The organism is Streptomyces sp. NPDC059866, from assembly GCF_042731325.1.
GTDB classification, from domain to species: domain Bacteria; phylum Actinomycetota; class Actinomycetes; order Streptomycetales; family Streptomycetaceae; genus Streptomyces; species Streptomyces flavusporus.
Genome location: NZ_JBHWJT010000018.1, coordinates 19,532 through 35,155 on the forward strand (window position 1 = coordinate 19,532; position 15,624 = coordinate 35,155).

The window sequence follows — 15,624 nt, forward strand, 5'->3', positions numbered from 1 at the left end:
CCCCGCCGGTATCGCTCGCGCCCGTTACGTCGCCCGCGCCTTCGCCGATGGCCTGGAACCGGCTCCGGCCCCCGGAACGGCGGAAACCCTCGCCCTCGTGGTCTCCGAGCTCGCCACCAACGCCCTGCGCCACGGCGGCGGCCGATACACCCTCGAACTCGCGGCCACCGCCGATGCGGTAAACGTCGCCGTCAGCGCCCTCAGCCCCGCACCCCCGCGGGAACGCGCCCCCGACCTCAACGGTGGTGCCGGCGGGTTCGTCGGGTCAGACCGGCGATGGAGTCGCCCTCGTCGACATAACGGCGAAAGAGCTCAGCCACCACGGCAGCCTCGGCATCATTGATCTCGTAGCGGGCCGCACACTCCGGGCTCTTGCGTACGAAGCGGTAGCCGAACGGCGCCCCGGACAGCACGTTCACCGATCCGGCCCGGGCCCGGTAGGTCTTCCCACGCCGGTAGCGCTCCATCGGCTGGGCCTTTTCGTACTCGGCGAACATGCCCTGGAACCGGACCAGCAGTTGGTCCTCGGGGCTGTCTCCGCGCGGCCCGCGTACGAACTCCACCCGCGTCCCCCCTCGGTGAACTCCTCGATCAGCAGGGCCTCGTCCTCGAAGACCCACTCCTGGGGCACCTCAAGCCGCATCCGCTCGGCGTACGCGCGCAGCGCTGCCGTCTGCGAGGCGATCGTCTGGTCCTTCTTCTGCCGCTGCGAGGACACCCTCCCGTAGATCGCCGCCGCGGTCACCGCCCACTCCTTCCTGCACCTGTGGTAGCTGCTGATCGCCTCGGATGCGGGCACGGCGCTGAGGCACCAACACCTCGTAGGTCGCACGCAGCTCCGCACCGGCATGCCGGGAGAAGACCCACTCCAGCTCCACCATCGGACGGTTCACGGCCCCGGCCGCCGTCCGGCGGCATCGTTGCGGAGGTAGTCGGCCATCGCCCGGGCCACCACCGAGGAGACGGTCGCCTCACTCCCACGGGCATGCTCACGGACCCGCTCGGCCAGCGAGCCGGGCAGCTTGACGGTGAACACCACAAGCGCCTCGGGGACGGCGACTCGACCTTGCGCCACGGCCTGCTCCGCATACCGGTGTGCCTGACGCACCGACACCCCGAAACGGGCAGCCGGCACACGCGCCGCCTCCGCGACAGATACCTCCACCGCGAGCAGGTCCGCGGCAGCGTTGACCCGCCGCGCGTACTCGATGCTGTCGACACGATCCCCCCGCACCATGTCATGAACGTACTACCCGTCATGACGCTGCCTCCTCTCGCCACGAGGCAGCTTCTCCAACCTTCGGTGACGCAACGTCACTTCGAAGACAAAGTTGCCCATTGCGTTGGAGGTGTGGCCGGGGGAGCACTGCGCAAAATCAGAGGTAGACACTCCACGTTTTCAACGCCTGCCGGTCTCACGCTGCGGACGCCCCGACATTCCTGCCGTCACCTGGTGTACCCCTGGCCGAACTGGGCAGAAAGCGCTTCCTGCCTCCTTGGCCCGGCTGACGGAGAGGACCACCGCGGATGGCGTCGTCGCACGAGAGACCGCTCGACCACCGCTACCGGGGCGAACACCCGATACGCACCCTCGCCTACCTGTTCCACGCCGACCGATGGCGACTGGCCGCCGCGGTCGGCGTCTTCACGGTCAAGCACAGCCCGGTCTGGCTGCTGCCGCTGATCACCGCGTCCATCATCGACACCGTCGTCCAGCACCAGCCGATCAGCAGGCTCTGGACCAGCACCGGGATCATCATGTTCATCCTGGTGGTCAACTACCCGCTGCACGTGCTGTACGTCCGCCTCCTGTACGGCAGCGTGCGCCGCATGGGCACCGCCCTGCGCTCCGCGCTCTGCACCCGGATGCAGCAGCTCTCCATCGGCTACCACTCCCGGGTCAGCGCCGGAGTGCTGCAGGCCAAGGTGGTGCGCGACGTCGAGACCGTCGAGCAGATGGTGCAACAGACCGCCGAAACGGGACTCGGCGCGATCACCGTCCTCACCGGAGGACTCGTCATCATCGCCATCCGCACTCCCGAGTTCGTCCCCGTCTTCCTCGTCGTCGTGCCCGCCGCCGCACTCCTCGTGGCCCGCCTCAGGGCCCGGCTGCGCACCCACAACGAGCACTTCCGCCACGAGGTCGAGACGCTCTCCTCGCGTGTGACGGAGATGACCCGCCTGATCCCGGTGACCCGCGCGCACGGCCTGGAGGGCAAGGCGCTGCGCCGCATGGACGGCACCCTGCGCCGGCTGCTGACCTCGGGGATGCGCCTGGACCTGGTCAACGGCCGGTTCGGCTCACTCGCCTGGGTGGTCCTCAACGTGGTCGGTGTCCTCGTTCTCGCCGGCGCCGCGCTGATCTCGTACTACGACGTCTGGGGCGTCACCGCCGGCGATGTCGTCATGCTCAGCGCCTTCCTGACCACCCTCACCAACTCCACGACGACCCTCACCGGCCTGGCGCCGGTCATCACCAAGGGCCTCGAATCCGTCCGCTCGGTCGGTGAGGTGCTCCAGGCTCCCGAGCTCGAGGGCAACGAGGGCAAGGCCGAACTCACCGCGCTGCGCGGCGCCGTCACCTTCGAGCACGTCTCTCACGCGTACGAGGACGGCGGCCGGGCCGCCGTACGCGACTTCAGTCTCTCGGTGACACCGGGCGAGACGATCGCCCTGGTGGGCGCGTCCGGCGCCGGGAAATCCACCGTGCTCAACCTCGTCATCGGCTTCATCCGCCCCACCTCGGGCCGGCTGCTGCTCGACGGGACCGACATGAACACCCTCGACCTGCGCACCTACCGGCGCTTCGTGTCGGTCGTGCCGCAGGAGTCGGTCCTCTTCGACGGAACGGTCCGCGAGAACGTCGCCTACGGGATGGACGACGCCGACGAGGAGACGGTCCGGGCGGCGCTGCGGGACGCCAACGCGCTGGAGTTCGTCGACGGGCTGCCGCAGGGACTCGACACCCTGGTCGGCGAGCGTGGGGCGCGGCTGTCCGGCGGGCAGCGGCAGCGGCTGGCCATCGCCCGCGCCCTGATCAGGGACCCCAGGGTGCTGGTGCTGGACGAGGCGACCTCGGCGCTGGACACCCGTTCCGAGGCGCTCGTCCAACAGGCCCTCGCCCGGCTGCTGCACGGACGCACCACGTTCGTGGTCGCGCACCGGCTGTCCACCGTGCGGGGCGCCGACCGGATCGTCGTGATGGCCGACGGCCGCATCCAGGAGATCGGCACGCACGAGGAACTGCTGCGCCGGGGCGGCGCCTACGCGGCACTGCACAACGGCCAGGCCGCCTGACCGTCCGCCGGAAGGGCCGGACACCTGTGCGGTAGGCGACGGTTCTGCGTCAAATGGGTGCCGGGTACCCAAGAAGACGAATGGTCCGGCTCCGTCCGGGCATACGGTGCGCAAAAGTCGAGAGAGGGGCGCCCTGTGCTTGTTCCGGACCCGAAGGTCGTCAGGAGGCTGCTGACCAGGTACGCATCGCTGCGCATCGCTCAGGCGGAGAGGGAGACGCCGACGAGGGCACGGGAGTTGGCGGACGTCAGTCACACCCTGTGCGTCCTGACGGGTGCGACCAGCATCCGCGAGGCGATCGCCCGGGCGGACGCCCTGCTGGCCGGCGGGAGCGCGCCGGACCCGGACGGGGAGAGCGGTCTGTCGCTGGCCGGGTGACGCCGTCCGCGGAACCGCTCGCAGCGTCAAGGAACCCTGGTGCCCGTGCCGTTGACCCGGTCCGGCCGGTCCGCGGCGGGCCGGGCCAGCCACTCCGCGATGGTGCGGGCGATCGGCTGGCCCGTGTCCACCTCCACGAAGCCGAACTGTCCGGACTGGTTGCACTCCAGGAACCACCACGTCCCGTCGGCGTCCTCCACGAAGTCGAAGGCGCCGTAGGACAGTTCCGCGTCCCGGACGTAGGTACGGACGCCGTCGGCAATGCACGTGGGGACGTCGGAGGGACGCCAGGGCAGGTCGTCCGTGGCGAAACGGACGTCGACCTCGTCCGGGTCGGCGTCGGGGGCGATCGCCTTGCGGGCGGCCAGCATCCGCTCGCCGACCACGGTGAGCCGGATGTCGGCCCGCTTGGCGATCCGCCGTTGCAGCAGGGTCGGGCCGAAGGCGACCGCGGCGAAGTCGGTGTCCGGCGCCACCCGGCTGGTCGGCACCGCCCTCGGCGGCTCCTGGGGATGCGCGCCGGAGACGGGTTTGACGACGAGGTCGGGGAAGCGTGCGGCGAAATCCCGGGCGGCCTGCGGGAAGGTCGTGATCAGGGTGGCCGGCACGGGCAGTCCGCTGCGCTGGGCGAGGCGGAGCTGCCAGGGCTTGTACCGGGCGCGGCGGGCCGCGTCCGGATGGTTCATCCAGCGGGCGGTTGAGCTGCGCAGCATGCCGTACAGCGCCTGCGAGGACTCCTCGGTGAGCCACGCGGACGGCTCGGCCACCCGCGTGGCCGGAGTTCCCGGCCGGCGCACCCACACGGACCGCAGCCCGTCCATGCTCACCAGCCGGCCCGCGGACCACAGATGCCCGCGGAAGGCGCCGTGCACATACTCGCCCGACAGCGCGGCTCCGCCGGTCAGGTCGGCGGGATCGAGGCGGACCACCGGGACTCCGGACGCGTTCAGGTGGACGACCACCATGTCTGCCGTCACGTCCTGGTCACACGTCAGGATCAGTACGGTCATCGTCGACGGTCCGTGTTCAGTCGTCGAAGTGCGTCTTCGAGCCTGCGGTGGACGTCGTCGTCCCCAGCTCCCTCAGCAACGCGAGATCGGTGGCGGCGATCCGGCCGTCGAACAGCACGTTCAACTGCAGGCCGGGATCGTAGGCGTACGGAGTGGCGACATCCAACTCAGCCGCCGGGCGTGCGTAGTTGAGCGCGAACGGTTGCATCGTCTCTCCCTCTTCGGTGCTGCCCCGGCCAGGCGTCGGCCTGCCGTGTCGTCGCTTAGCCCGTGGATCTCCGGGGCTTTCCATGGACTTATACGAATCGAACGGGTGATTGGTTTCCTTACGCTCCGTAGTGGTGGGCGAGTTGGCCGCTCTGAACCTGAGACGGAGGACGGCGCCTTCCGGTTGACTGATCGTGATGCACAGCACGGTGCACCCCGGGCGGCCGGGGGAGCACAGGGGGGTGATGGCGGGCGCGCGGGCCCGGTGTCGCCCCGAGCGGCCGCAACGGGGCGTGGATCCGTCGTGGAACGTGGGCGGTTGGAGGTCAGACGGGGTCGGCCGGGCGTCGTGCCGGGGCGGTGCGGTGGTCTCGTGCGGTCAGGGGCGTGCGCAGGGTGCGCAGGGCCAGGAGCAGTGCGCCGACGTCGTCGAGGTACACCGGATCGGGCAGCAGGTCGGCCGGGAGCACGAAGTACAGAACGGCCCCCCAGAACACCCAGGGCGGCCCGGTCGGCAGCCCGGCGCGCCGCAGTCCGCGCCGGGCCCGGACCAGCCGCACCAGCAGCCCGACGGCCACGGCGAGCACGACGGCGAGGATCACGGCGATGACGGCGAGCACTGCTGTGGTGGAATCCACGGGCCCTCCTCGGTCCGGTGCGCCGCCGGTGGACGCGCCTTTCCTTGAATTCCCGGATTCCGCCCTGATATTGCCTCCGTTATGCCGTTTGTGACCTATCGGCACACCCCGTACGACTATGCCGGTGACCGGAGTGCGCCGGTGACTGCTCCTCAGCCGCCGGAACCGCCCTCGGTACCGTCCGGTTCCGCGGACGACGCCGGACGCCGGAACTTCGCGGTCGCCTTGAAACGTCCGAAAGAGCGCGTCAACTGCTGGAGCGGGGAACCGGAGGACACCTCCTGCGGTGGCTCCGCCGTCGGCGGTTCCGGCAGTGCGGCGGACGACTCGCGGTACACGGCCAGCGCCTCGTTGGCCCGCTCGGCGGCCTCCCGGTACAGGTCCCGGGACCTCGTCATCGCCTCCAGGGCCTCGGCGTACATGGCCACCAGCGCCCGCTCGCGGGCGAGCTCCTCCTCCAGGGTCAGCAGGTGCCAGTCCTCCCGCAGCGAGGTGAGGACGCCGTCGGCACCCTCCGGCAGCGGCCGCGGCGAGGCGGCGTAACGGGTCAGCGCGTCGATGAGCTCGCTCGGTTCGCTGCCGTCCAGGAAGACACTGCGTACGGAGCAGGCGTCGACGTCGTAGTCGTCCGGGGCCGGCGAGCCGGGCAGCACCACGGCTCCGCCGCGCGGCACCTGCACACCGAACTCGCGCAGGGCCCAGTTCACGGCCCGCAGCTGGTGCGGCGCGGCGCGGTGCTCCACCACGCGGTGCCGCAGCCCCGGCGGCAGCAGCCGGGCCAGCGGCAGGCGTCCCAGCGCGTCGGGCGTCATGGCCTCGTGGACGACGACGTGGACGGACCACGCGCTGCGCGCGGCGCCCCTGAGCACGCGCCGCAGGTCCTTGTCGTCCGGGGGCAGGGGGTTGATGTCCCGCAGGCGCAGGTCCGCGTCGGCCTCGTGGTCCCAGGCGGCGTCGGGATCGTCCGGCCAGAACATGGTGGTGGGGGACGGCCAGCGCAGGTCCCACGGACGCTCCGCCTCGGCCGCCAGCACCCACTCCTGCCCGGCGGCCGAGCCGTGGGCGAGAGCCAGCCTGGCCCGCACGGTCACCGTCCCGTCCACCTCCCAGCGGGCCTCGAAGACGCGTTCGTGGGCGCCCTCGGACTCGGGCAGCTCCAGATGGTCGCGGATGACGCCGCTGTCCTTGAGGTGCTGGAGGTTGCGCCGGAGGACGTCTTCCGCGGCGGGCCCGACATGGCGGCCGCGAGCCAGCCAGACCGTGGGGGGAGTCATGGGGCGGACGGTGGTGGAAGGCATGGGGTCCATCTGTAACGGGGGCGTGGTGCGACTGCCAGTATCGTCGCCGCAGGTGGACGGGATCATCCCGGGGGTCACCCGGAACGGCCGTGTCGAGGACGGCGGCCGTCCGCCTGCGGCCGGGTGCATCGTCGGCGATCGTGGGCAGGAGGACATCGGCCGACCGCACTGCGACAAGGAGTGACCCATGAACGTGGACCTCGATGGGCGAACCGCGCTGGTGACCGGCTCCTCCCAGGGCATCGGAGCGGCGATCGCCGTGGGACTGGCCCGCGCCGGAGCACGCGTGGGCGTCAACGGACGCAACGCCGAACGCCTCGAACGGAGCATCGAGAAACTGCGGGCCGAGGCGCCGGAGGGAGACTTCGTGCCCGTAGCGGCTGACCTGGGCACCGAGGAGGGCGCCGCACGTGCGGTGGAGACGCTGCCCGACACGGACATCCTGGTCAACAACCTCGGCATCTTCGGCCCGGTGCCCGCCCTGGACATCACCGACGACGAGTGGCGCCGCTACTTCGAGATCAATGTGCTCTCGGGCGTCCGGCTGATCCGCTCGTACCTTCCGCGGATGATGCGGCAGGGGTGGGGCCGGGTGCTGAACATCGCGAGCGACTCGGCCGTCGTGATCCCCGCCGAGATGATCCACTACGGCATGTCGAAGACCGCCCTGCTCGCGGTGAGCCGCGGTTTCGCGAAGGAGGCGGCCGGCAGCGGTGTCACGGTGAACTCCGTCATCGCCGGTCCCACCCACACCGAGGGCGTCGAGGACTTCGTCTATCAGCTGGTGGACCGCGACCTGCCCTGGGAGGAGGCGCAGCGCGCGTTCATGCGGGACCACCGCCCGCAGTCACTGCTCCAGCGCCTCATCGAGCCCGAGGAGATCGCGAACCTCGTGGTGTACCTGAGCTCCCCGCTGGCGTCCGCCACGACCGGTGCCGCCGTGCGTGTGGACGGGGGATACGTCGACTCGATCCTGCCGTAGGCACGGGCGGACCGCTCACCAGCCGGTCCACAGCAGGTGGTTGACGAGCAACGCGACCACGGCCTGCGCCGCCAGCCAGATGCGGGGGCGGGGCAGGAACGCACAGGCGGCGAGGAGCCAGAGGGCGAAGGGCAGCCAGATACGCTCCGTCTCCGCCTTGCTCATCCCGGACAGGTCGGCGGCGAGCAGGGCGAGAAAGGCGCCGAGCAGAAGCACCGCGAGGCGGCCCTCGGCGACCGGCCCCTCCGCGTCACCCGGCCGGATCGGCAGACGGCGGCGCTGCCCGACGAGCGTGCCGCCCGCCCGTGCCAGCCCCGCCACCGTCGCGAGGCCCACGACGAGGACGGTGCACGCCGGGTTGGCCCACACCCAGTACCCGTACGGCCGGACGCCCCCGGCACCCTGGTTGTAGCGCTCGACCAGCAGGTGGTACGCCTCCCAGTAGTTGAACCCCGCAAGGGTGAAGACCAGCGGGAACACGGCCAGCCCGGCCAGGAGCGGCAGCATCACCGCGCGCCGGTTCCGGCCGAGGACGAACACCGCCAGACCGATGATCCCGATCAGCGTGAGCCCGTACGACAGATAGCAGGTCAGCCCGTACAGCAGTCCCGCCCCGCCCGCCGCGATCCGTGACCGGGCCCCCGGCGGCCTCGTCACCGCGAGCGCCAGCAGCGCCACCGACCAGGCGGCGACCGCCGTGAAGTACCCGTCGGCCGACGTGCCCATCCACACCGCGCCCGGCGCCAGTACCAGAAACGGCGCCGCCCGCCGCGCGAGCCCCTCCCCGGTCAGCACCCGCACCGTCACCAGTACGGCGATCACCGCCGTGGCCCCGACGGTGATGCACCAGACCCCGGCCCAGGCCCCGCCGCCGAGGCCGATCCGGTCGAGCAGCACGAAGGTGAGCGTGGCCGCCGGAGGGTGCCCGGCGATGTGCGCGGGCCAGTGGTCGGGGCCCTGGATCACGATGTACTCGGTGAAGTCCCGCAGTGTGGCGGGGATGTCCTGGAAGCGGTCGATGACCTGGAGGTACTCGTACCGCGTGGTGAGCCGCTGCGCGACACCCCGGTGCCAGCCGTCGACCAGGGCCAGCGACCAGGTCCAGGCCATGGCGGTGCCGCAGGCCACAGCCAGGAGCGCGCGCCACGGCAGCCGCGCGGCGAGGCCGGGCCCGTACGCCACCACGGCGATCGCCACCACGATCGCGGCCGGGGTGCCCGGCCCCGCGTGCGGCCCCCAGGAGGCGAGCAGCGGAGGCCAGTTGACGAACAGCGTGCCGTCGGTGTCCTCGATGTGGCGGCCGACCAGGACCGCCGCGACGACGAGCAGGACGGCGGCCAGGGCGGCGCCCAGGTCACGGAGAGGGGAGCGGATCACACGCAGGACGCTAGGCCGCCGACGCACCCACCAGGGCGTCCTGCACCCCGATGTCAGCGTTTCGTCATGAGTTGCGCGGTCTCTTCGGACGGGACGCGACCTACCGTCGAACCATGCACGACCAACGGCTTCCCTCGTCGCCCGGCTTCTGGCGCAGCCCCCTGCGCGGCCCCCGGTTCACCGCCGTGTTCGGTGTCGTGCTGCTCGTCGGCATCACCCTGCTGTTCGTGACCGGCCTGCTGTCGTACGCCGCCTACAACCCCGACCTGTCGCCGGTCAACGACCAGACACCGGACAAGGGGCTCCTCGGCTTCTACCTCTTCTCCTGGCCGACCGACCCGTACTGGCTGTACCGGCTCACCCAGGGCGTCCACGTCACCCTGGGGCTCACCCTCATTCCCGTCCTGCTGGCCAAGCTGTGGTCGGTGGTGCCCCGGCTGTTCGCGCTGCCGCCGGCCCGTTCGGTGGCGCACGCGCTGGAGCGGATCTCGCTGATCCTGCTGGTCGGGGGCGCCCTGTTCCAGTTCACGACCGGCGTGCTCAACGTCCAGGTGGACTACGTCTTTCCCGGCTCGTTCTACACGCTGCACTTCTACGGCGCCTGGGTGTTCTTCGCCGCGTTCGTCGTGCACGCCGCCCTGAAGCTCCCCACGGCCGTGCGCAATCTGCGCGGGCTGCGCGCGGAGGAGGGCGATCTGGTGTCCCCGCGGCTGGCCGAGCCGACCGTGTCCCGCCGCGGCGCCTTCGGGCTGGTCGGCGGTGCCTCGCTGCTGATGTTCGTCACGACGGCGGGCCGCAGCTTCGACGGGCCGCTGCGCGAGACGGCCGTCCTCGCACCGCGCGGGGGACCCCAGCCGGGCAGCGGCCCTGGCGGCTTCCAGATCAACAAGACGGCCGCGTACGCCGGAATCGACCGCCGGGAGACGGGTGACGAGGCGTGGCGGCTGGTCGTCACCGGCCGCTTTGGCGTCGTCCGGCTGAGCCGGGACGAGCTGCTGGGCCTCCCGCTGCACAGCGCCGCGCTGCCGATCGCCTGTGTGGAGGGCTGGTCGACCTCCGACCAGTGGTGGCGCGGCGTACGGCTGCGGGACCTCGCCGCCCTCGTCGGCCACGACGAGCCGACCGACGTGCTCGTGGAGTCCCTGCAACGGCAGGGCGCCTTCCGCCATGCCGCGATGCGCGCCAACCAGGTGGCCGCCCCGCGCTCCCTGCTCGCCCTGGACGTCAACGGCGAGCCGCTGACCCTCGACCACGGCTACCCGGCCCGGATCATCGTGCCCGCAGCGCCGGGCGTGCTGAACACCAAGTGGGTGACACGGATGACGTTCGGAGACCTGTGATGCGCCGCCCCACCCTCGTCCGACCGCACCTCGTTCTCGGCAGCCCGCTGCAACTGCTGCTGCTCGCCGCTTCGTTCGCGCTCGCCGGATACGCGGGCGTGCGGCTGCTCGCGGGCGACTGGCTGCGGGTGGCGCTGTGGTTCGTGGGCGCGGCCCTCGTCCACGACCTGGTGCTCCTGCCGCTGTACGCGGCCGCGGACCGGGCGGTCACCGGCGCGCTCGGCGCGGTGCGGCGCCGGGAGTGGATCCCGTACGTCCGTGTCCCGGCCGCCCTGTCCGGCCTGTTGTTGCTGGTGTGGTTTCCGCTGATCAGCGGTCGGGTCGACGAGCGCTACCGGCTGGTCTCCGGGCTGTCGGCGGACGGCTTCCTGGCCCGCTGGCTGCTGATCACCGCCGTTCTGTTCGGCGGTTCGGCACTGCTGCTGGTGCTCCGGCTGCGCAGGGCGACGAAGCAGCGTCCGCCGGCCGCCCACTGACCCTCCACGTCGAGCCACAGCGCGCGGGCGTACCGCAGCAGGGCCGGGGTGCCGAGCCGGGCCCACGGGAAGGGGACGCCGGCGGTGCCCCGCCCGTCGGTGACATGGACCTGGACCCGCTCGTCCACGTCCGCGGGAACCGTCTCGACGATCACCAGACCGCCCGGGGCGAGGAGCCGGGACACCCGGTCCAGCAGCGCGGGCGGGTCGCCTCCGATGCCGACGTTGCCGTCCATCAGCAGCGCGGTGCCCCAGCGCCGCTCCGCGGGCAGCGGCTGGAAGACCGACCGCCGCAGGACCCGGCCGCCCAGCCGTGCGGTGTGCGCGACCGCGGCCTCGCTGACGTCGATGCCGAGCGCGGTCCGGCCCCGGGCGGCGAGTTCCGCGACCAGCCGGCCCGGGCCGCAGCCCACGTCGAGCACGGCACCCTCGCAGCGGTCCAGGACGGTCAGATCCGCGTCGTCCGGGCGCGCACACCACCGCTCCACGTCCAGCGGGAGCAGCCAGCCGTCGGTGCGGCGCAGGAACAGCGGTCCGCGGCCGGTGCGCAGGGCGTGCGCATAAGGATCGGCCGACCAGGGGAGCAGGGCGGGCTGTTCGGTGTCGTCGGGCCGGGCGATCTCGTACGGGGCGGTCATCGGCCGGTGGCCGCATGCAGTCGGGCCAGCTCCGCGGCGAACCGGCCGTGCGGTGCCAGCGCGGCCACCGCTTCGGCGTCGGCTGCCGTGTCGACGTCCCGCAGCGGGGGCAGATCCCGCACCCGGAGCCCGGCGGCGACGAGCCGGTCGCGCTGTACGGCGCCGGTGGCCGGCGTCGACATCGGGACACCGCGCAGCAGCTCCGGGGCCGGCTCGGCGAGGCCGAGCGCCCAGAAGCCCCCGTCCTCGGCCGGACCGAAGTACGCGTCGCCGGCGGCGAAGTCCACGGTCAGCAGCTGCGGCGTCACCTGTGGGGTGTCCATCCCGATCAGCAGGGCAGGGCCGTCGCACCCGGCGAAGGCGTCCGCGAGCCGCTCGTCCAGGCCGCCCGCGCACTGCGGTACGACGTCGAAGCCGGACGGCAGCCAGGCACCGGGGGTCCCGTCGAGCACCAGGACCCGCCGCCGGGCCGGCGCGGAGGCCACCGCACGCAGGGTGTCCGCCAGGGCCGCCTCGGCCAGCACGGCCGCCTGAGCGGGGGTGAACGGGGGCGTCAGCCGCGTCTTGACCCGGCCGGGCCGCGGCTCCTTGGCGATGACGAGCAGCGTGGTCAACGGGGGGTCCCTCCCTGCGCGGACGGGGTGGTGCGCCCCTGCGTCGCGGGGGGTTCGGCCAGGACGCGGCGCATGTCCCGTACCGCCTGCCAGGTGCCCCGCCAGGTGCCCGTGACCTTGGACGCCCCGGTGCGGGGCAGGTAGGGCACGTCGTGTTCGGCGATGCGCCAGCCCGCGTCGGCGGCGCGCACCACCATCTGGAGCGGATAGCCGCTGCGCCGGTCGGTGAGCCGGAGGCCGAGCAGCGCCTCGCGCCGGGCGGCGCGCAGCGGGCCCAGGTCGTGCAGCCGCAGGCCCGTGCGGCGGCGCAGCATCAGCGCAAGCGCGATGTTTCCCGCCCGGGCGTGTACCGGCCAGGCGCCCCGGCCGTGTGGTCGGCGCCGGCCGAGCACCAGGTCGGCCGCACCGTCGTGCACCTCGCGTACGAACGGGACGAGGAGCGAGGGATCGAGCGAGGCGTCGCAGTCGCAGAAGCACACGATGTCGGCACCGGCGGCGGTCAGTCCCGCGTGGCACGCGGCCCCGAACCCGCGTCGCGGTTCGTGGACGACGGTCGCGCCGAGGGCGCGGGCGAGGTCGGCCGAGCCGTCGGTGGAGCCGTTGTCCACGACGAGGGCACGCCATCCGGCAGGGATGCGCTCCAGGACCCAGGGCAGTGCGTCGGCCTCGTCGAGACAGGGGAGGACAACGTCGACGGTCGGTGAGGGGGGAGGGGTCGTCACGGCTTTCACCCTACGAAGAGAAAACGGGCATATCGGGCTTCTGTTTCTTACGAAACGCGGACCTCGGGTCGCTGCCGCGGGGCGGGCCGCTCACCGGCCGCGCAGCCCGGAGCGCGCGAACTCCCGTATGCCGTCGGCGAATCCGACCTCGGGCTTCCAGCCGAGCTCGGACCGCAGTCGCGAGGAGTCCGCGGTGATGTGGCGGACGTCCCCCAGCCGGTACTCCCCGGTCACCACGGGCTCGGGCCCGCCGTACGCCGCGGCCAGCGCCCGCGCCATCTCCCCGACCGTGTGCGGTTCTCCGCTGCCGGTGTTGTACGCCACGAGCGCGCCCGGCGGGCAAGCCGCCTGAAGCGCCGCCACGTTGGCCGCCGCCACGTCCCGGACGTGGACGAAGTCCCGCCGCTGGCGGCCGTCCTCGAACACGCGCGGGGCCTCGCCCCGGGCGAGCGCCGAGCGGAAGAAGGAGGCGACCCCGGCGTACGGGGTGTCGCGGGGCATCCGGGGCCCGTACACGTTGTGGTACCGCAGGGACACCGCCGACCCGCCCGTGACCCGCGCCCACGCCGCCGCCAGATGTTCCTGGGCGAGCTTCGTCGTCGCGTAGACATTGCGCGGATCGACCGGTGCGTCCTCGCCGACCAGCCCGGGTGACAACTCCGCACCGCACGTGGGGCACCGGGGTTCGAAGCGTCCCGCCGTCAGGTCGGCGACCGCCCGGGGCCCGGGCCGCACCACTCCGTGCCGGGCGCAGTCGTACCGTCCCTCGCCGTACACCACCATCGATCCCGCCAGGACGATCCGCGGGACGCCCGCGTCGGCCATGGCCGTCAGCAGTACGGCCGTACCGAGGTCGTTGCGCGAGACGTACTCCACGGCGTCGGCGAACCCGGACCCCAGCCCGACCATCGCGGCCTGATGGCACACGGCGTCGACACCGGACAGGGCGCGGCGTACCGCGTCGATGTCCCGCACGTCCGAAGCGGGGTCGGCACGCACGTCGTACACGACGGGTTCGTGCCCGCCCGCCGCCAGTGCCTCGACCACATGGGACCCGATGAACCCGGCACCGCCGGTGACCAGTACTCGCATGGTCACACGCTAGGTCGACACGATGCCCGCACCGTCGCTCCGCGCCCGGCACGTCACAGGTCCGTAAGACCCCGGTGGCGCAGCTCGTCGTGGTGCCGGCGGCAAAGGTGAGGGGCCCGGCGGCACAGTCGCCGGGCCCCTCACACCGGGTTCGCCTCCGCGCTTACGCGCCGCTCTCCCGCAGCATGTCCTCACGCTCGACGATCTTCACGCGCTCCCGGCCCTGCGGCTCGCCCAGGGCCTTCTCCGCGGCGTCCAGCTTGTACCAGCCCTCCCACGTCGTGAAGCGGATGTTCCGCTCGGCGAGGAACGCGTCCACGGCCTCGGGCGCCGGCGCCGACGGGGTGTGCAGACGGCTGTTGGCGAAGTCGTCCAGCAGGTTGGACACCGTCTCGTTGGCGTCGCCCTTGGTGTGGCCGATGAGGCCGACCGGGCCGCGCCGGATCCAGCCGGTCACGTACACCGACTGCAGATGCGAGCCGCTCTCCTCGATGACCCGGCCGCCCTCGTCCGGGACCGTGCCCGAGTCGATGTCCCAGGGCAGCTTGGGCAGCTTGTCCGACAGGTAGCCGACCGCGCGGTAGACCGCGGTGACGTCCCAGTCGGTGAACTTGCCGGTGCCCTTGACGTTGCCGGTGCCGTCGAGTTCGGTGCGCTCGGTGCGCAGGCCGACGACCTTGCCGTCCTCGCCCAGGACCTCCGTCGGCGACTCGAAGAAGTGCAGGAACAGCTTGTGCGGGCGGTCGCCGACGTCGCGGATCGCCCAGTTCTCCAGGGTCTTGGCGACCATGTCGGCCTGCTTGTTGCCGCGCCGGGTCTCGATCGAGCCCTCGTCGTAGTCGATGTCCTCGGGGTCGACGATGACCTCGATGTTGGGGGAGTGGTCCAGCTCGCGCAGCTCCATCGGGCTGAACTTCGCCTGCGCCGGGCCGCGGCGGCCGAAGACGTGGATCTCCTTGGCCCGGTTGGCCTTGAGGCCGTCGTGGACGTTCGCCGGTATCTCGGTGGGCAGCAGCTCGTCCGCGGTCTTGGCGAGGATGCGCGCGACGTCGAGGGCGACGTTGCCGACGCCCAGCACGGCGACCTTCTCCGCCTGAAGCGGCCAGGTGCGCGGCACGTCCGGGTGACCGTCGTACCAGGAGACGAAGTCCGCGGCGCCGTAGGAGCCGTCCAGCTCGATGCCCGGGACGGGCAGGGCCCGGTCGGCCGTGGCGCCGGTGGAGAAGACCACGGCGTCGTAGAACGAGCGCAGGTCGTCCAGGTTGATGTCGGTGGGGTAGTCGACGTTGCCGAAGAGACGGATCTGCGGCTTGTCGAGCACCTGGTGGAGGGCGGTGACGATGCCCTTGATTCTGGGGTGGTCGGGGGCGACGCCGTAACGGATCAGTCCGAACGGCGCGGGCATCCGCTCGAAGAGGTCGATGGACACACCGGGTTCGGCGGCCACCTCGGACTTGAGCAGGGCGTCGGCGGCGTAGATCCCGGCGGGGCCGGCTCCGACAATGGCTACCCGCAGAGGGCGGGGCATGATCAGGTTCCCTTCGAGCGGTGACGT

At 72.1% G+C, this 15,624-nt stretch carries 18 protein-coding genes; 6 read left to right on the forward strand and 12 right to left on the reverse strand.

What is annotated here, in order from left to right; translation table 11 throughout:
- Positions 1-236 precede the first annotated feature (236 nt).
- Entirely contained in the window at positions 237-563 is a 327-nt protein-coding gene (locus ACFV7R_RS26830; RefSeq protein WP_385267847.1) for a hypothetical protein, read from the reverse strand.
- 15 nt (positions 564-578) lie between these two features.
- On the opposite strand from ACFV7R_RS26830, the gene ACFV7R_RS26835 reads away from it, so the two are divergent.
- Complete coding sequence (locus ACFV7R_RS26835) at positions 579-728, forward strand: hypothetical protein (RefSeq protein ID WP_385267849.1); 150 nt, start codon at positions 579-581, stop codon at positions 726-728.
- A gap of 161 nt (positions 729-889) precedes the next feature.
- Here the strand turns inward: ACFV7R_RS26835 and ACFV7R_RS26840 are convergent, their stop codons facing one another.
- Positions 890-1,237 (reverse strand): hypothetical protein, encoded by a 348-nt coding sequence (locus ACFV7R_RS26840; protein WP_385267851.1) that lies wholly within the window; start codon positions 1,235-1,237, stop codon positions 890-892.
- Between the two features lie 290 nt (positions 1,238-1,527).
- Here ACFV7R_RS26840 and ACFV7R_RS26845 point away from each other — a divergent pair, with 290 nt between their 5' ends.
- Together ACFV7R_RS26845 and ACFV7R_RS26850 are read left to right on the forward strand one after the other, a co-directional pair.
- Positions 1,528-3,297 carry an ABC transporter ATP-binding protein gene (locus ACFV7R_RS26845; RefSeq protein ID WP_385267853.1) on the forward strand — a complete coding sequence of 590 codons (1,770 nt, stop codon included), beginning with the start codon at positions 1,528-1,530 and terminating at the stop codon, positions 3,295-3,297.
- A gap of 135 nt (positions 3,298-3,432) precedes the next feature.
- Positions 3,433-3,675, forward strand: a complete 243-nt coding sequence (locus ACFV7R_RS26850; RefSeq protein WP_385267855.1) for a DUF5133 domain-containing protein — start codon at positions 3,433-3,435, stop codon at positions 3,673-3,675.
- A 26-nt stretch (positions 3,676-3,701) separates the two neighbouring features.
- Here ACFV7R_RS26850 and tgmB read toward each other — a convergent pair whose 3' ends face one another.
- The 4 genes from tgmB to ACFV7R_RS26870 all read right to left on the reverse strand — a co-directional run bounded on the left by tgmB (position 3,702) and on the right by ACFV7R_RS26870 (position 6,828).
- Positions 3,702-4,685: an ATP-grasp ribosomal peptide maturase gene (gene tgmB, locus ACFV7R_RS26855; RefSeq protein WP_385267857.1), complete on the reverse strand. Its 984-nt coding sequence runs from the start codon at positions 4,683-4,685 to the stop codon at positions 3,702-3,704.
- 16 nt (positions 4,686-4,701) lie between these two features.
- Positions 4,702-4,893, reverse strand: coding sequence for a putative ATP-grasp-modified RiPP (gene tgmA, locus ACFV7R_RS26860; protein WP_129803094.1), 192 nt, complete (start codon positions 4,891-4,893; stop codon positions 4,702-4,704).
- A gap of 325 nt (positions 4,894-5,218) precedes the next feature.
- Positions 5,219-5,530 carry a hypothetical protein gene (locus ACFV7R_RS26865; protein ID WP_129803093.1) on the reverse strand — a complete coding sequence of 104 codons (312 nt, stop codon included), beginning with the start codon at positions 5,528-5,530 and terminating at the stop codon, positions 5,219-5,221.
- 152 nt (positions 5,531-5,682) lie between these two features.
- Positions 5,683-6,828, reverse strand: coding sequence for a hypothetical protein (locus ACFV7R_RS26870; protein ID WP_385267859.1), 1,146 nt, complete (start codon positions 6,826-6,828; stop codon positions 5,683-5,685).
- Positions 6,829-6,880: 52 nt separating this feature from the next.
- Between ACFV7R_RS26870 and ACFV7R_RS26875 the strand changes: the two genes are divergently transcribed.
- Both ACFV7R_RS26875 and ACFV7R_RS26880 read left to right on the forward strand, forming a co-directional pair.
- Positions 6,881-7,012 (forward strand): hypothetical protein, encoded by a 132-nt coding sequence (locus ACFV7R_RS26875; protein ID WP_276322890.1) that lies wholly within the window; start codon positions 6,881-6,883, stop codon positions 7,010-7,012.
- 3 nt (positions 7,013-7,015) lie between these two features.
- Positions 7,016-7,810, forward strand: a complete 795-nt coding sequence (locus ACFV7R_RS26880) for an SDR family NAD(P)-dependent oxidoreductase (RefSeq protein WP_385267861.1) — start codon at positions 7,016-7,018, stop codon at positions 7,808-7,810.
- A 15-nt stretch (positions 7,811-7,825) separates the two neighbouring features.
- On the opposite strand, the gene ACFV7R_RS26885 is transcribed toward ACFV7R_RS26880, so the two are convergent.
- Positions 7,826-9,187, reverse strand: coding sequence for a hypothetical protein (locus ACFV7R_RS26885; RefSeq protein ID WP_385267863.1), 1,362 nt, complete (start codon positions 9,185-9,187; stop codon positions 7,826-7,828).
- 113 nt (positions 9,188-9,300) lie between these two features.
- On the opposite strand from ACFV7R_RS26885, the gene ACFV7R_RS26890 reads away from it, so the two are divergent.
- Positions 9,301-10,527: a molybdopterin-dependent oxidoreductase gene (locus ACFV7R_RS26890; protein WP_385267865.1), complete on the forward strand. Its 1,227-nt coding sequence runs from the start codon at positions 9,301-9,303 to the stop codon at positions 10,525-10,527.
- Positions 10,528-10,858: 331 nt separating this feature from the next.
- Here ACFV7R_RS26890 and ACFV7R_RS26895 read toward each other — a convergent pair whose 3' ends face one another.
- The 5 genes from ACFV7R_RS26895 to ACFV7R_RS26915 all read right to left on the reverse strand — a co-directional run bounded on the left by ACFV7R_RS26895 (position 10,859) and on the right by ACFV7R_RS26915 (position 15,597).
- Positions 10,859-11,641, reverse strand: a complete 783-nt coding sequence (locus tag ACFV7R_RS26895; protein ID WP_385267867.1) for a class I SAM-dependent methyltransferase — start codon at positions 11,639-11,641, stop codon at positions 10,859-10,861.
- Complete coding sequence (locus tag ACFV7R_RS26900) at positions 11,638-12,255, reverse strand: DUF2064 domain-containing protein (RefSeq protein ID WP_385267868.1); 618 nt, start codon at positions 12,253-12,255, stop codon at positions 11,638-11,640. Before ACFV7R_RS26900 ends, ACFV7R_RS26895 begins: the two co-directional genes overlap by 4 nt.
- Positions 12,252-12,986 carry a glycosyltransferase family 2 protein gene (locus ACFV7R_RS26905; protein WP_385267870.1) on the reverse strand — a complete coding sequence of 245 codons (735 nt, stop codon included), beginning with the start codon at positions 12,984-12,986 and terminating at the stop codon, positions 12,252-12,254. Before ACFV7R_RS26905 ends, ACFV7R_RS26900 begins: the two co-directional genes overlap by 4 nt.
- A gap of 81 nt (positions 12,987-13,067) precedes the next feature.
- Positions 13,068-14,069, reverse strand: coding sequence for an NAD-dependent epimerase/dehydratase family protein (locus ACFV7R_RS26910; protein ID WP_385267872.1), 1,002 nt, complete (start codon positions 14,067-14,069; stop codon positions 13,068-13,070).
- A 163-nt stretch (positions 14,070-14,232) separates the two neighbouring features.
- On the reverse strand, positions 14,233-15,597 hold the full coding sequence (locus ACFV7R_RS26915; RefSeq protein ID WP_385267873.1) for an FAD-dependent oxidoreductase: 1,365 nt from the start codon (positions 15,595-15,597) through the stop codon (positions 14,233-14,235).
- Between the last annotated feature and the right edge of the window lie 27 nt (positions 15,598-15,624).

What these genes read in the sequence shown, in the direction of transcription:
- ACFV7R_RS26840 (WP_385267851.1), bottom strand. Translation starts at nt 1,237, where the DNA reads ATGGTGCGGGGGGATCGTGTCGACAGCATCGAGTACGCGCGGCGGGTC.
- ACFV7R_RS26915 (WP_385267873.1), bottom strand. Translation starts at nt 15,597, where the DNA reads ATGCCCCGCCCTCTGCGGGTAGCCATTGTCGGAGCCGGCCCCGCCGGG.
- ACFV7R_RS26890 (WP_385267865.1), top strand. Translation starts at nt 9,301, where the DNA reads ATGCACGACCAACGGCTTCCCTCGTCGCCCGGCTTCTGGCGCAGCCCC.
- ACFV7R_RS26880 (WP_385267861.1), top strand. Translation starts at nt 7,016, where the DNA reads ATGAACGTGGACCTCGATGGGCGAACCGCGCTGGTGACCGGCTCCTCC.
- ACFV7R_RS26910 (WP_385267872.1), bottom strand. Translation starts at nt 14,069, where the DNA reads ATGCGAGTACTGGTCACCGGCGGTGCCGGGTTCATCGGGTCCCATGTG.
- ACFV7R_RS26845 (WP_385267853.1), top strand. Translation starts at nt 1,528, where the DNA reads ATGGCGTCGTCGCACGAGAGACCGCTCGACCACCGCTACCGGGGCGAA.
- ACFV7R_RS26870 (WP_385267859.1), bottom strand. Translation starts at nt 6,828, where the DNA reads ATGCCTTCCACCACCGTCCGCCCCATGACTCCCCCCACGGTCTGGCTG.
- tgmB (WP_385267857.1), bottom strand. Translation starts at nt 4,685, where the DNA reads ATGACCGTACTGATCCTGACGTGTGACCAGGACGTGACGGCAGACATG.
- ACFV7R_RS26895 (WP_385267867.1), bottom strand. Translation starts at nt 11,641, where the DNA reads ATGACCGCCCCGTACGAGATCGCCCGGCCCGACGACACCGAACAGCCC.
- tgmA (WP_129803094.1), bottom strand. Translation starts at nt 4,893, where the DNA reads ATGCAACCGTTCGCGCTCAACTACGCACGCCCGGCGGCTGAGTTGGAT.